The following is a 12321-nucleotide window of genomic DNA, read 5'->3' as shown; positions in this document are numbered from 1 at the left end:
CACTGCTCTACCAACTCCTTCTGGGCTTCGATGAACTGAAGCAACTCGCTGTCGAATTCTGCGTAACTCTTTGTTTACCAAGGAGTTTTCCGTTTCGACTGCGCCGGAAGTGGGGCGAATTATAGACAGATATAAATCGCCGTCAACAGTTAATTTCAGGTTTATTCGGATTTAAGCGTAATACGCGCAAATGCCTTCTTGCCGGCCTGGCAAACGTGGGTCGCACCCAGCTCGTATATAAAGGTGCGATCGACAACCTCACCATCTATACGCACACCACCGGAACCCAGAAGGTCACGTGCAACCGCCGAGTTCTTCACCAGGCCCGCCTTATTAAGGACGGCCGCAATCGGCATCGCCTCACCAGCAGTCAATTCGATCTCAGGCAGATCATCCGGCAGCTCGCCATCCTTCATACGATTGCCCGCCGCACGGTGAGCACTGGCCGCAGCCTCCTCGCCATGGAAACGCGCAACAATCTCTTCCGCCAGCTTGATCTTGACGTCCCGAGGATTCGCACCCGCCTCCACGTCAGCACGCAACGCGTTGATCTCATCCATCGAGCGGAAGCTCAACAGCTCGAAATAACGCCACATCAGCGCATCAGGGATAGAAACCAACTTGCCGTACATCACCCCCGGCGCTTCCTGGATACCGACGTAGTTGCCCAGTGACTTGGACATCTTCTTGACGCCATCCAAGCCTTCCAGCAACGGCATAGTCAGAATGCACTGAGCCTCCTGGCCATACGCACGCTGCAGCTCACGCCCCATCAACAGGTTGAACTTCTGATCAGTACCGCCCAGCTCAACGTCCGCCCGCAACGCTACCGAGTCATACCCTTGAACCAACGGGTATAGGAACTCATGTATCGCAATAGGCTGATTGGTGGAGTAGCGCTTATCGAAGTCATCGCGCTCAAGCATCCGCGCAACGGTGTACTGGGACGTCAGGCGAATGAAATCCGCCGGCCCCATCAGATCCATCCAGGTGGAGTTGAAAGCCACTTCGGTCTTGGCCGGATCGAGAATCTTGAAAACCTGGGTCTTGTAGGTCTCGGCATTATCGAGAACCTGCTCACGGGTCAGCGGCGGGCGCGTGGCGCTCTTACCACTCGGATCACCGATCATCCCGGTGAAATCACCTATAAGGAAGATCACCTGATGCCCCAACTCCTGGAACTGGCGCAGCTTATTAATAAGCACGGTGTGACCCAGGTGCAGATCCGGTGCCGTCGGATCAAAGCCAGCCTTAATACGCAGGGGTTGGCCACGCTTGAGCTTTTCGATCAGCTCGGCCTCGACCAACAGTTCTTCCGCACCACGTTTGATCAGCGCTAGCTGCTCTTCAACCGACTTCATAACAGACCCGCAAGGCTCAGATTCAAAGGGAACCAACCATACAAGATCAGGGACTAATTACAAGTTTTGCCCTGCAAACGGACACCATTCGGCGAGCCCGGCATTCGCAAGCTTGCGCCACAGATGATTTGGTTATATTTTATACAGTTATTTCATCTTCATCATGTCATTCATCTTTTCCATTTCACCTTTTCAAAGTCAAAATTACCTATGACCACTGAACCGTCTAAAGCGCCACCGCTTTACCCGAAGACCCACCTGCTCGCCGCAAGTGGTATCGCCGCCCTTCTAAGCCTGGCACTCCTGGTATTCCCTTCCAGTGACGTAGAAGCCAAACGAACGACCCTGAGTCTTGACTTGGAGAGTCCGGTTGAACAACTGACACAAGATCAAGACGCTTCTGACGCGCAACAAGCCACAACCGCGAGCGCAGAGTCGCCATTTGCGCAGATTGAAGAAAGCCCAGACGACACCAAACAAACCGCTCAGGTAGCGAAAGGCCCCGTGCATCGCGAAGTGGTCGTGGCCAAAGGCGATACGCTGTCGACGCTATTTGAAAAGGTCGGCCTACCCGCCACCACCGTTAGCGATGTGCTGGCCAGCGATAAGCAAGCCAAGCAATTCACCCAGCTCAAGAGTGGCCAAAAGCTTGAGTTCGAGCTGAGCCCTGAAGGCCAACTGACCACTCTGCACACCAAGCTCAACCACCTCGAAAGCATCACCCTGACCAGAGGCGCCAAGGGCTTTGCCTTCAATCGCGTGACCACCAAGCCAGTGGTGCGCTCCGCCTACATCCACGGCGTGATCAATAGCTCGCTGTCCCAGTCCGCAGCTCGCGCGGGCCTGTCCCATAGCATGACCATGGACATGGCCAGCGTATTTGGCTACGACATCGACTTCGCTCAGGACATTCGCCAGGGTGACGAATTCGATGTGATCTACGAGCAAAAGGTGGCCAACGGCAAGGTTGTCGGTACCGGCAATATCCTCTCGGCGCGCTTCACCAACCGCGGCAAGACCTACACTGCCGTGCGTTACACCAACAAACAAGGCAATAGCAGCTACTACACCGCCGACGGCAATAGCATGCGCAAGGCCTTCATCCGTACTCCAGTTGACTTCGCCCGTATTAGCTCGCGTTTCTCCATGGGTCGCAAGCATCCAATTCTGAACAAAATCCGTGCCCACAAAGGCGTGGACTATGCAGCACCGCGCGGCACGCCGATCAAAGCGGCCGGCGACGGCAAGGTACTGCTGGCCGGGCGCCGTGGTGGCTACGGCAACACCGTTATCATCCAGCACGGCAACAGCTACCGTACGCTTTATGGGCACATGCAAGGCTTTGCCAAAGGCGTGAAGACCGGCGGCAACGTCAAGCAAGGCCAAGTGATTGGCTATATCGGCACCACCGGCCTATCCACCGGCCCGCACCTGCACTATGAGTTCCAGGTCAACGGCGTGCACGTCGACCCCCTGGGCCAGAAGCTGCCGATGGCCGACCCGATCGCCAAGGCCGAGCGCGCACGCTTCCTTCAGCAAAGCCAACCGCTGATGGCACGCATGGACCAGGAACGCGCCACCATGCTGGCTTCGGCGAAGCGCTAAGCGATGGCGCTCTATATAGGTGTCATGTCCGGGACCAGCCTTGATGGCCTGGACATAGCGCTGATCGAGCAAGATACGGCGGTCAAGTTGATCGCCACACATTACATCCCCATGCCTGAATCCCTGCGCGCCGAGCTGCTGGGCCTTTGCGCCAGTGGCCCGGATGAAATTGCACGCTCGGCGATTGCCCAGCAAAGCTGGGTAACGCTCGCAGCCCAGGGCATTCATGCCGTGCTTGAGCAGCAGCAACTCACTCACCACGACATCCGTGCGATTGGCAGCCATGGGCAGACCATTCGCCACGAGCCCGCCCGCGGTTTCACCGTGCAGATTGGCAACCCCGCCCTACTGACCGAACTGACCGGAATAACCGTCGTCAGCGACTTTCGCAGCCGCGATGTAGCCGCCGGCGGCCAGGGCGCACCACTGGTGCCCGCCTTTCACGAAGCGCTGTTCGGCGAGGCTACTGGCAACCGCGCAGTACTGAATGTCGGCGGTTTCAGCAATCTGAGCCTGATCGAGACCGGCAAACCCGTAGCGGGTTTTGACTGCGGCCCGGGCAACGTTCTGCTCGACGCCTGGATTCACCAGCAACGAGGCGAAAACTTTGACCGCGACGGCCAATGGGCCGCGACGGGAAAGGTCGAGCCACAGTTGCTTAACGCTTTGCTCAGCGACCCCTTCTTCCTGACCAAGGGGCCGAAAAGCACTGGGCGCGAAGTCTTCAACCTGCCTTGGCTGGAACACCACCTCGGTCGACTGCCATCGTTCAATGCCCAGGATATCCAGGCCACGCTGCTGGAACTGACCGCACAGACCATCGTCGAGTCGTTGAAAACCGCACAGCCGCAAACCGAAACCCTGCTGGTGTGTGGCGGCGGCGCCCATAACTCGACGCTGATGAACCGCCTCGCCGCCATGCTACCGACCACCCGTGTCAGCAGCACCGCCACCCACGGTGTAGACCCCGACTGGGTGGAAGCCATGGCCTTCGCCTGGCTGGCCCATTGCTGCCTGGAAGGTATCGCCGCCAACCGTCCCAGCGTGACAGGCGCCCGCGGTCTTCGCGTACTTGGCGCGATCTACCCCGCCTGAAACGCAGATAGCAAAACGCCGCTTGGCCCCATAAGAGCCAAGCGGCGTTTTGCTTAATCCGCTACTGATCAGATCGAGAAAGACGAACCGCAACCACACGTCGTGGTGGCATTCGGGTTCTTGATCACAAAGCGTGAGCCTTCCAAACCTTCCTGGTAGTCCACCTCGGCACCTGCCAAGTACTGGAAGCTCATCGGATCCACGACCAGGCTTACGCCTTCGCGCTCGACAATGGTGTCGTCGTCAGCCACATCTTCATCGAAGGTGAAGCCGTACTGAAACCCTGAACAACCGCCGCCCGTAACGAATACGCGCAGCTTCAAGCGATCATTACCCTCTTCATCGACCAGGCTCTTCACCTTGTGCGCAGCACCGTGGGTGAATTGCAAAGCCGTGGGGGTGAAGGATTCAACGCTCATGCTGATAATCTCCCGGCGTAGCGCCGCCATATGCGTGATGACCGCCATTATCCGCTTCTCCTAGAAAAGCGGTCAACTATTGTTACGGTATATCAATCTGCCCGGCGGCCCTTAAAAACACGAAAGGCCCGATCAACGGGCCTTTTGCACAGCAGCCAACGCCTTAAGGCAGCATGCCGGCGTGGGACAAACCGAGCTTCTCATCAAGGCCGAACAAGATGTTCATGTTCTGCACAGCCTGGCCCGAGGCGCCCTTGACCAGATTATCGATAACCGACAGCACCACCACCAAGTCGCCATCCTGCGGACGATGCACGGCAATCCGGCACACGTTGGCACCGCGCACGCTGCGGGTTTCCGGGTGACTACCGGCAGGCATTACATCGACGAACGGCTCATTGGCATAACGCTTTTCAAACAATGCCTGCAGATCCACCGAGCGATCCACGACCGTTGCATACAGTGTCGAGTGAATCCCCCGGATCATCGGGGTCAGGTGCGGCACGAACGTCAGACCGACGTCACTGTCCGCCGCACGCCGCAGCCCCTGGCGAATTTCCGGCAGATGGCGATGCCCCTTTACGGCATACGCCTTCATGCTTTCCGAGGTCTCGGAGTACAAGGAGCCTACTGCTGCACCGCGACCAGCGCCGCTGACGCCCGACTTGCAGTCGGCAATCAGGCGCGAGGCGTCCGCCAGGCCAGCTTCCAGCAGCGGTAGGAAACCCAGCTGCGTAGCCGTCGGATAGCAACCCGGCACGGCGATCAGACGCGCCTGCTTGATCTGCTCACGATTAACCTCTGGCAAGCCGTACACCGCCTCTTCAAGCAGCTCTGGAGCACCATGGGGCTGACCGTACCACTTGGCCCACTCATCGGCATCCTGCAAACGGAAGTCCGCCGAGAGGTCAATGACCTTGGTCCCTGCGGCCAGCAGCTCGCCGGCCAACGCATGGGCAACACCGTGGGGGGTCGCGAAAAACACCACATCGCAGGCGCCCAGGGTCTTGATATCCGGAACGCTGAACGCCAGGCCGTCGTAATGGCCGCGCAGGTTGGGGTACATATCGGCAACGGCCAGGCCGGCCTCGGATCGGGAGGTAATGACCACTACCTCAGCTTGCGGATGCTGAGCCAACAGACGCAGCAATTCGACACCGGTGTAACCCGTGCCGCCGACGATACCGACCTTGACCATAAACCTGCCCTCAACGAACCCACTGGAAAGCCGTCGATAATAGGGGCCGTATCGTTCTGCGACAACCGTCAAGGTGACGTACGCACGCTCTAACCTCTACTATCTCCAGTTACCGTGAACCTGGGAATAACTAAAAATGCTTTATCTATGGCTCAAAGCCTTCCATATCGTCAGCATTGTCTGCTGGTTTGCCGGGCTGTTTTACCTGCCGCGCCTGTTCGTCTACCACGCACAAAGCCAGGATGCCGTCAGCCAGGAACGCTTCTGCATCATGGAGCGCAAGCTGTACAAGGGCATCATGCTGCCGTCGATGATCGCCACGCTGGTATTCGGCATCTGGTTGATCAGCCTTAACCCGAGCATCTTCAGCCAGGGTGGCTGGATGCACGCCAAGCTGACCCTGGTGGTGATCCTGATCGGTTACCACCATATGTGTGGCGCTCAGGTAAAACGTTTTGCTCGTGGCGAAAACACCCGCAGCCATGTCTTTTATCGCTGGTTCAATGAAGTGCCGGTTCTGATATTGCTGGCTATTGTAATTTTGGTCGTCGTCAAGCCGTTCTAACTCTACTTAGCCGCACTTAATCCGGGGTACTTCCAATGTCGCTGCCCGCTTTGCTTGAACAACGTCTGCGCCTGCCCGTGGTGGCTGCGCCGATGTTCCTGATTTCCAATCCGCAACTGGTCCTGGCGTGCTGCCGCAATGGCGTGGTCGGGAGCTTTCCGGCACTCAACCAGCGTGAAAGCAGTGGCTTCAAGGCCTGGCTGGAAGAAATCGAAGCGGGCCTGGCGCTGCTGGACAACCCTGCGCCCTACGCGGTCAACCTGATCGTGCACCACAGCAACCCGCGCCTTGAGGCTGACCTGGCGATTTGCGTCGAGCACAAGGTGCCGATCGTTATCACCAGCCTGGGCGCGGTCAAGGAATTGGTAGACGCCGTACACAGCTACGGCGGCCTGGTGTTCCACGACGTCACCACTCGGCGCCATGCCGAAAAGGCCGCCGAAGCCGGGGTCGATGGGCTGATCGCGGTGGCGGCAGGGGCTGGTGGCCACGCCGGCACTTGGAGTCCGTTTTCGCTGGTCGCCGAAATTCGCCAGTTCTTCGACAAGACCCTGTTGCTGGCCGGCTGCCTGAACCATGGGCACGAAATCCTCGCCGCGCAATTGCTCGGGGCTGATCTCGCGTATTTCGGCACGCGCTTTATCGCCACCACCGAAAGCCACGCCCCCGATGCCTATAAAGAGATGCTGCTCACATCGCGTGCAGCCGATATCGTGCACACTCCGGCGGTGTCCGGCGTGCCTGCAAGCTTTATGCGCCAGAGTCTGGAAAACGCCGGTTTCGACCTCGCCGCCCTGCAAGGCAAGGGCGAAGTCAACTTTGGCTCCAAGCTCAAACCACTCAGCGACGAGGCCAAAGCCTGGAAGACCGTATGGTCCGCCGGCCAAGGCGTCGGTGAGATTGACGATTTACCCAGTGTCGATGAACTGGTTGCCCGCCTTGATGCCGAATACCGCAAGGCGCGCGAGCACGCAGCACAATTGCGCTGGCCGCGCTGACCCACCCGCCAGGCCTGCCGAATGAGGCAGGCCAGCATTACCCCCCTGAAAAGTGACAAGGATGCCTGCATGAGCGACAACCGTTTCAAGATTGTGTTTGATGGAGCCTTGCTCCCGGGTGTCGAAAGCACCACCGCCAAGCTGAACCTGGCCGAATTGTTCAAAAGCGAAGTCGAGGCGATCGAAAAGCTCTTCACCGGGCGTCCAGTCGCCCTCAAGCGCGACCTGTCTCGCCCCGATGCCGAAACCTACCTGGCCGCCCTGAAAAACGCCGGGGTGGATGCGCGCATCGAAGCTGAACAGCCTGTGGCTTTCAACCTGGCTGAAACCCACGAGACCGACTCCGGCGCCTCCGATTTTTCGCGCCCGGCCACCTCGCCGTATGCACCACCGCGCGCAGCCGTGGGGGATGACCTTCCAGAGTTTTCCACCCTCAACGTGTTCACCGTCAACGGCCGTATCGGGCGCCTGCGTTTCCTGGCCTGGACCCTGGTCCTGAGCCTGGCGCTGTTCGCCATCGTGGGCGCCTTGTTCACCGTGGGCGTGGGTATTGCCGCGGCATCTCCCACTGCGGCGATCATCATTGGTTCACTGCTTGGTCTGGTCTTGCTCGTGGCATCGGTGTGGATGAGCGTCCTGATCACCGTGCAGCGCCTGCATGACCTGGGCTGGTCCGGCTGGTTATGGTTCCTGAACCTGGTGCCGATCGTGGGCAGCATTTTCCCGATCCTGTTGATCGTGCTGCCCGGCAATGCAGGCGCCAACCAATATGGTGCACCACCGCCACGCAACTCGACCGCAGTAAAGGTCCTGGCCACCCTGTGGCTGGCGATGCTCCCATTGATATTCGCCGCCGCAGTGATGCTGGCCATGGGCGGTTACCTGGACCAGCTCGAAACCAGCGTGGACAGTGGCTACGAAAGCAGCTCCATGTCCACCGATGAAGAAGCTGACCAGAGCGTCATCGCCGGTGAAGAAGATGTGCAAAGTGCTGACGATGCGGCCGAACCTGTAGACTCTCCGCAAGAATGAAGAAACGCCCCACGCCTGTGACGCATCTGTCGCAGGCGCGGTGGCGTTGCGATGGAGAAATGCATGACCCGTTACGCTCTGATCACCGGTGCCTCCAGTGGCATCGGCCTGGCCTTGGCCGAAGCACTGGCCCGTCGCGGCCGCAGCTTGATTCTGGTGGCCCGCCAGCGTGATCAGTTGGAAAGTATTGCCATAGAGCTGACCCAACGTTTTGGCGTCGAGGTGCTGTTCCGCGCCTGTGACCTGGGCGAGCCACTGCGCCTGTCCGGGTTCCTGCTGGAGCTGGAAGAAGGCGAGCGGCAGATCGACTTGCTGGTCAACTGTGCCGGTATTGGCACCAGCGGCCCATTCCTGGCCCAGGACTGGATGACCGAGCAGGACCTGATCGAAGTCAACATCCTCGCCCTGACCCGCCTGTGCCATGCGCTGGGTAACTCCATGGCCTTGCACGGTGGTGGGCAGATTCTTAACGTCGCCTCCGTCGCGGCCTTCCAGCCGGGGCCATGGATGAGTACCTACTACGCCAGCAAGGCCTATGTACTGCACTTCTCCGAAGGTCTGCGCGAAGAGCTGAAAAGCTGTGGTATCAAGGTCTCAGTGCTCTGCCCCGGCCCGACCCGCACTGCCTTCTTCGGCACCGCACAGATGGACACCGCCAAGCTGGACCGTCAGCAGCTGATGAGCCCGGAAGAAGTGGCGCTGCACACCGTACGAGCCCTGGCAAAGAACAAAGCGATCATTGTTCCCGGTCGCCGTAACCGCTGGCTGGCGTTCAGCCCACGCTTGAGCCCACGCTGGTTGACCCGCAAGATTGCCGGCGCGATCAACAAGGCCTATTGCCCGCGTTGACCTGCTGGGTACACTCACCCTGCACTTTCATAATGGAGAAACAGCTGTGGATACTCTGTTCACCAAGATCATCAACAGAGAAATACCCGCGAGGATTATCTACGAGGATGACCAGGTCCTGGCCTTCCACGATATTGCGCCAATGGCCCCCGTGCATTTCCTGGTGATTCCGAAAAAGCCGATCCGCACCCTCAACGACCTGACGGAAGAAGACAAGGGCCTGGCTGGACACATCCTGTTCACCGCCCAGCGCCTGGCCGTGGAACAAGGCTGTGAAAAAGGCTTTCGCGTGGTGATGAACTGCAATGAAGATGGCGGCCAGACCGTCTATCACATTCATATGCATGTGCTGGGTCAACGCCAGATGAACTGGCCACCCGGCTGAAACTCGCCATTGCAGGAGCCGGCTTGCCGGCTCCTGCAAGAAGCATGACCCAGCGCAAACGCACGCCCCTCTCTTGCGGTAAACTGACCGCCGAGATTTTTCCCGGAGGTCAGCATGACTACCCAACGTCACTACTCGCCGATTGACCGACTGTTGCTGCAGGCCGACACAGCCATGCGCACACTGCTGCCCTTCAGCGGCCAGCCGTATCGCCCGTCACCTGCCATCGTGCAACCCGAAGCACAAATGAGCGAAACGGATACCCGTCATGTCGCCGGCCTGATGCGCATCAACCATACCGGCGAAGTCTGTGCCCAGGCGCTCTACCAGGGCCAGGCCCTGACCGCCAAGCTGCCGCAAGTACGCGCGGCCATGGAGCACGCGGCTGAGGAAGAAATCGACCACTTGGCCTGGTGTGAACAACGTATCCGCCAATTGGGCAGCCACCCCAGTGTGCTCAACCCACTGTTTTATGGTCTGTCGTTTGGCATCGGCGCCGCTGCCGGCTTGATCAGCGACAAGGTCAGCCTGGGTTTTGTCGCCGCGACCGAACATCAGGTGTGCAAACACCTGGATGAGCACCTGGAGCAACTACCGGCCGAGGATGAAAAGTCCCGGGCGATTCTTGAGCAGATGCGTATCGACGAAGAACACCACGCAGAAAGTGCGCTGGATGCCGGCGGTTTCCGCTTCCCGGCGCCGGTGAGGTTTGGCATGAGCCTGATGGCCAAGGTCATGACCAAGAGCACCTACCGAATCTGAGCTGCAAAAAAGGGCGCTTGCAAAGCGCCCTTTCTTTTTGTCAGAAGATCCTGCGATCAGCCCAACTCAATGATCTCGTAATCATGGGTAATGGCCACACCTGCCGCGCCGAGCATGATCGAAGCCGAGCAGTACTTCTCCGCCGACAGCTCGATGGCCCGCTTGACCTGCGCTTCCTTCAGCGCACGCCCCTTGACCACAAAATGCATATGGATCTTGGTGAACACCTTCGGGTCTTCAGTCGCGCGCTCGGCTTCCAAAAAGGCTTCGCAGCTTTCCACCGCCTGGCGCGACTTCTTCAAGATGCTGACCACATCGAAGTTGCTGCAACCACCCACGCCGAGCAGGAGCATTTCCATGGGCCGTACACCCAGATTGCGGCCACCAGCTTCCGGCGGGCCATCCATGACCACCACATGGCCACTGCCCGACTCACCGAGGAACATGGCTTCGCCCGCCCATTGGATGCGTGCCTTCATCGCCCAGACTCCACTGCTAAAAAAGGGGCGCCAGCTTATCACAGGCCCCCGCAAGCGCAGTGTTCTGCCCAAATACGTTCAACAGCAGACTTTGATAGGTAAATTCCCTGATCGAGTCAGAATGTGTCTGTTAAGCTGACGCCAAATCTATGGCGCATTGCCATCCTCCGGATGGATCCGCTCTATAAAAATACCAGCCCAACCACACCGTGCAGTCTTTTCGGGATACAACCATGGTTGCTATTACCCCCATACCCAAGATCAAGAACCTCGATAAGTTACTGACCCATTGTCAGCGGCAACGCTATCCGGCCAAGCAGAACATCATCTGCGCCGGAGAACGCTCGGAAACCCTGTTTTTCATTATCAAAGGTTCAGTCACGATCCTGATCGAGGATGATGACGGTCGCGAAATGATCATCGCCTATCTCAATACCGGTGATTTCTTCGGTGAGCTGGGCCTGTTTGAACAAGCGGGGAAAGAACAGGAGCGCAGCGCCTGGGTGCGGGCGAAGATTGAGTGTGAGGTCGCAGAAATCAGCTATGCGAAATTTCGCGAACTGGCCCAACAAGATCCGGACATCCTTTATGCCCTGAGCGGCCAGATTGCCCAGCGCTTGCGCAACACCACGCGCAAAGTCGGTGACCTGGCGTTCTTCGACGTCACCGGGCGCGTCGCCCGCTGCTTGCTGGAACTGTGCAAGCAGCCGGATGCCATGACCCATCCAGACGGCATGCAAATCAAGGTTACGCGCCAGGAAATCGGCCGGATTGTCGGTTGCTCACGGGAGATGGTCGGTCGAGTGCTCAAGGATCTGGAAGAGCGCAACCTGGTGCACGTCAAAGGCAAGACGATGGTGGTGTTCGGCACTCGCTAGTACGCAAACACCTGTGCCAGCATCTGCCGGTATAAACCGTCGAGGCGGCTGATGGCATCCGGCGCAGCAAAGGCTTCATGCAAGGCGATATGGCTGTCGGCACGCACCCGCTGCTCGAGGCCGCACGCCTGATTGAAGCGATTGACCGCTGCAATCAGTTCCTCACGATGGTTCTCCAGCAACAATGCGCCATGCACCAGGCCTACCGGGCGCCCGCCACTCTGGCGCCAGCGCTGGGCAGTACCGACCATCTTGCGTCCGTTGAGATTGACGTTATAGCGGCCATCGCAAAAGGCCCCGTCGATTTCGCCCACAGAGGCATCGCCGCCCAACTCGGTCAGCAAGTCGCAAATGGGCTGGCACAGGCGCAGGTAGCCGGTCTCGATGCGGCCCTGGTCGCCCTCGCTACGGGGTGGCGCGTAGACCAGTGCGATATTCACCGTCGCCGCAGACTGCGGCACTGGCTCCCCTCCTGTTTCCCGCAGCAACACCGGCCAACCGTGGGCGGCCGATACCTGACTGGCCGCGTCAAAGGCGGGCAGACGACTCAGACGGCGAGGCATCACCAGTGCCTGGTCGCTGGGCTGCCAGAACAGCAGGCCGAAGGATTGTTCACCCGCGCAGACGGCGGCCAGCAAGTCCTGCTCGGCGGCAAGGCCTGCTTCAACGGTCATCGCTACGGGTTGGATCATCGA

General features: G+C 59.0%; 14 protein-coding genes. 9 read left to right on the top strand and 5 right to left on the bottom strand.

Annotated features, from left to right (window positions below):
* Window positions 1-161 precede the first annotated feature (161 nt).
* Window positions 162-1361, bottom strand: coding sequence for a tyrosine--tRNA ligase (tyrS, locus tag JFT44_RS21065; protein ID WP_057960770.1), 1200 nt, complete (start codon window positions 1359-1361; stop codon window positions 162-164).
* Window positions 1362-1571: 210 nt separating this feature from the next.
* Between tyrS and JFT44_RS21060 the strand changes: the two genes are divergently transcribed.
* A complete protein-coding gene (locus JFT44_RS21060; protein WP_057960771.1) occupies window positions 1572-2966 on the top strand; it encodes a peptidoglycan DD-metalloendopeptidase family protein in 1395 nt (464 codons plus the stop codon).
* Between the two features lie 3 nt (window positions 2967-2969).
* Window positions 2970-4061 (top strand): anhydro-N-acetylmuramic acid kinase, encoded by a 1092-nt coding sequence (locus tag JFT44_RS21055; protein ID WP_057960772.1) that lies wholly within the window; start codon window positions 2970-2972, stop codon window positions 4059-4061.
* Window positions 4062-4129: 68 nt separating this feature from the next.
* Here the strand turns inward: JFT44_RS21055 and erpA are convergent, their stop codons facing one another.
* The gene (gene erpA / locus JFT44_RS21050; RefSeq protein WP_003176443.1) at window positions 4130-4480 is read right to left on the bottom strand and encodes an iron-sulfur cluster insertion protein ErpA; all 351 of its coding nucleotides are present in this window, start codon (window positions 4478-4480) and stop codon (window positions 4130-4132) included.
* Between the two features lie 163 nt (window positions 4481-4643).
* Complete coding sequence (gene argC, locus JFT44_RS21045) at window positions 4644-5678, bottom strand: N-acetyl-gamma-glutamyl-phosphate reductase (protein ID WP_198831105.1); 1035 nt, start codon at window positions 5676-5678, stop codon at window positions 4644-4646.
* Window positions 5679-5814: 136 nt separating this feature from the next.
* Between argC and hemJ the strand changes: the two genes are divergently transcribed.
* From hemJ to coq7, 6 genes are all read left to right on the top strand, one after another.
* Window positions 5815-6243, top strand: coding sequence for a protoporphyrinogen oxidase HemJ (gene hemJ / locus JFT44_RS21040; RefSeq protein ID WP_057440337.1), 429 nt, complete (start codon window positions 5815-5817; stop codon window positions 6241-6243).
* Window positions 6244-6278: 35 nt separating this feature from the next.
* On the top strand, window positions 6279-7241 hold the full coding sequence (locus JFT44_RS21035; protein WP_057440336.1) for a nitronate monooxygenase family protein: 963 nt from the start codon (window positions 6279-6281) through the stop codon (window positions 7239-7241).
* Between the two features lie 69 nt (window positions 7242-7310).
* Window positions 7311-8273: a DUF805 domain-containing protein gene (locus JFT44_RS21030; protein WP_057440335.1), complete on the top strand. Its 963-nt coding sequence runs from the start codon at window positions 7311-7313 to the stop codon at window positions 8271-8273.
* Between the two features lie 63 nt (window positions 8274-8336).
* Window positions 8337-9122, top strand: a complete 786-nt coding sequence (locus JFT44_RS21025) for an SDR family oxidoreductase (RefSeq protein WP_057440334.1) — start codon at window positions 8337-8339, stop codon at window positions 9120-9122.
* A gap of 46 nt (window positions 9123-9168) precedes the next feature.
* Window positions 9169-9507 carry a histidine triad nucleotide-binding protein gene (locus JFT44_RS21020; protein WP_032858506.1) on the top strand — a complete coding sequence of 113 codons (339 nt, stop codon included), beginning with the start codon at window positions 9169-9171 and terminating at the stop codon, window positions 9505-9507.
* 114 nt (window positions 9508-9621) lie between these two features.
* Complete coding sequence (gene coq7, locus JFT44_RS21015; RefSeq protein WP_029296753.1) at window positions 9622-10269, top strand: 2-polyprenyl-3-methyl-6-methoxy-1,4-benzoquinone monooxygenase; 648 nt, start codon at window positions 9622-9624, stop codon at window positions 10267-10269.
* A 56-nt stretch (window positions 10270-10325) separates the two neighbouring features.
* Here coq7 and JFT44_RS21010 read toward each other — a convergent pair whose 3' ends face one another.
* Complete coding sequence (locus tag JFT44_RS21010; protein WP_005792019.1) at window positions 10326-10748, bottom strand: OsmC family protein; 423 nt, start codon at window positions 10746-10748, stop codon at window positions 10326-10328.
* A 233-nt stretch (window positions 10749-10981) separates the two neighbouring features.
* On the opposite strand from JFT44_RS21010, the gene crp reads away from it, so the two are divergent.
* Window positions 10982-11626, top strand: a complete 645-nt coding sequence (gene crp, locus JFT44_RS21005; protein ID WP_057440333.1) for a cAMP-activated global transcriptional regulator CRP — start codon at window positions 10982-10984, stop codon at window positions 11624-11626.
* Here crp and JFT44_RS21000 read toward each other — a convergent pair.
* Window positions 11623-12318: a lipoate--protein ligase family protein gene (locus tag JFT44_RS21000; RefSeq protein ID WP_057440332.1), complete on the bottom strand. Its 696-nt coding sequence runs from the start codon at window positions 12316-12318 to the stop codon at window positions 11623-11625. The two genes, crp and JFT44_RS21000, sit on opposite strands and share 4 nt — an antisense overlap.
* Window positions 12319-12321: the final 3 nt, after the last annotated feature.

It is taken from the genome of Pseudomonas sp. MF5691 (assembly GCF_016405645.1).
Taxonomy (GTDB): Bacteria; Pseudomonadota; Gammaproteobacteria; order Pseudomonadales; family Pseudomonadaceae; genus Aquipseudomonas; species Aquipseudomonas shahriarae.
Note: the sequence above shows the minus strand (reverse complement) of the source record. Positions and strands in the feature narration are given on the sequence as shown.

What these genes read in the sequence shown, in the direction of transcription:
- tyrS (WP_057960770.1), bottom strand. Translation starts at nt 1,361, where the DNA reads ATGAAGTCGGTTGAAGAGCAGCTAGCGCTGATCAAACGTGGTGCGGAA.
- JFT44_RS21060 (WP_057960771.1), top strand. Translation starts at nt 1,572, where the DNA reads ATGACCACTGAACCGTCTAAAGCGCCACCGCTTTACCCGAAGACCCAC.
- JFT44_RS21055 (WP_057960772.1), top strand. Translation starts at nt 2,970, where the DNA reads ATGGCGCTCTATATAGGTGTCATGTCCGGGACCAGCCTTGATGGCCTG.
- erpA (WP_003176443.1), bottom strand. Translation starts at nt 4,480, where the DNA reads ATGAGCGTTGAATCCTTCACCCCCACGGCTTTGCAATTCACCCACGGT.
- argC (WP_198831105.1), bottom strand. Translation starts at nt 5,678, where the DNA reads ATGGTCAAGGTCGGTATCGTCGGCGGCACGGGTTACACCGGTGTCGAA.
- hemJ (WP_057440337.1), top strand. Translation starts at nt 5,815, where the DNA reads ATGCTTTATCTATGGCTCAAAGCCTTCCATATCGTCAGCATTGTCTGC.
- JFT44_RS21035 (WP_057440336.1), top strand. Translation starts at nt 6,279, where the DNA reads ATGTCGCTGCCCGCTTTGCTTGAACAACGTCTGCGCCTGCCCGTGGTG.
- JFT44_RS21030 (WP_057440335.1), top strand. Translation starts at nt 7,311, where the DNA reads ATGAGCGACAACCGTTTCAAGATTGTGTTTGATGGAGCCTTGCTCCCG.
- JFT44_RS21025 (WP_057440334.1), top strand. Translation starts at nt 8,337, where the DNA reads ATGACCCGTTACGCTCTGATCACCGGTGCCTCCAGTGGCATCGGCCTG.
- coq7 (WP_029296753.1), top strand. Translation starts at nt 9,622, where the DNA reads ATGACTACCCAACGTCACTACTCGCCGATTGACCGACTGTTGCTGCAG.
- JFT44_RS21010 (WP_005792019.1), bottom strand. Translation starts at nt 10,748, where the DNA reads ATGAAGGCACGCATCCAATGGGCGGGCGAAGCCATGTTCCTCGGTGAG.
- crp (WP_057440333.1), top strand. Translation starts at nt 10,982, where the DNA reads ATGGTTGCTATTACCCCCATACCCAAGATCAAGAACCTCGATAAGTTA.
- JFT44_RS21000 (WP_057440332.1), bottom strand. Translation starts at nt 12,318, where the DNA reads ATGATCCAACCCGTAGCGATGACCGTTGAAGCAGGCCTTGCCGCCGAG.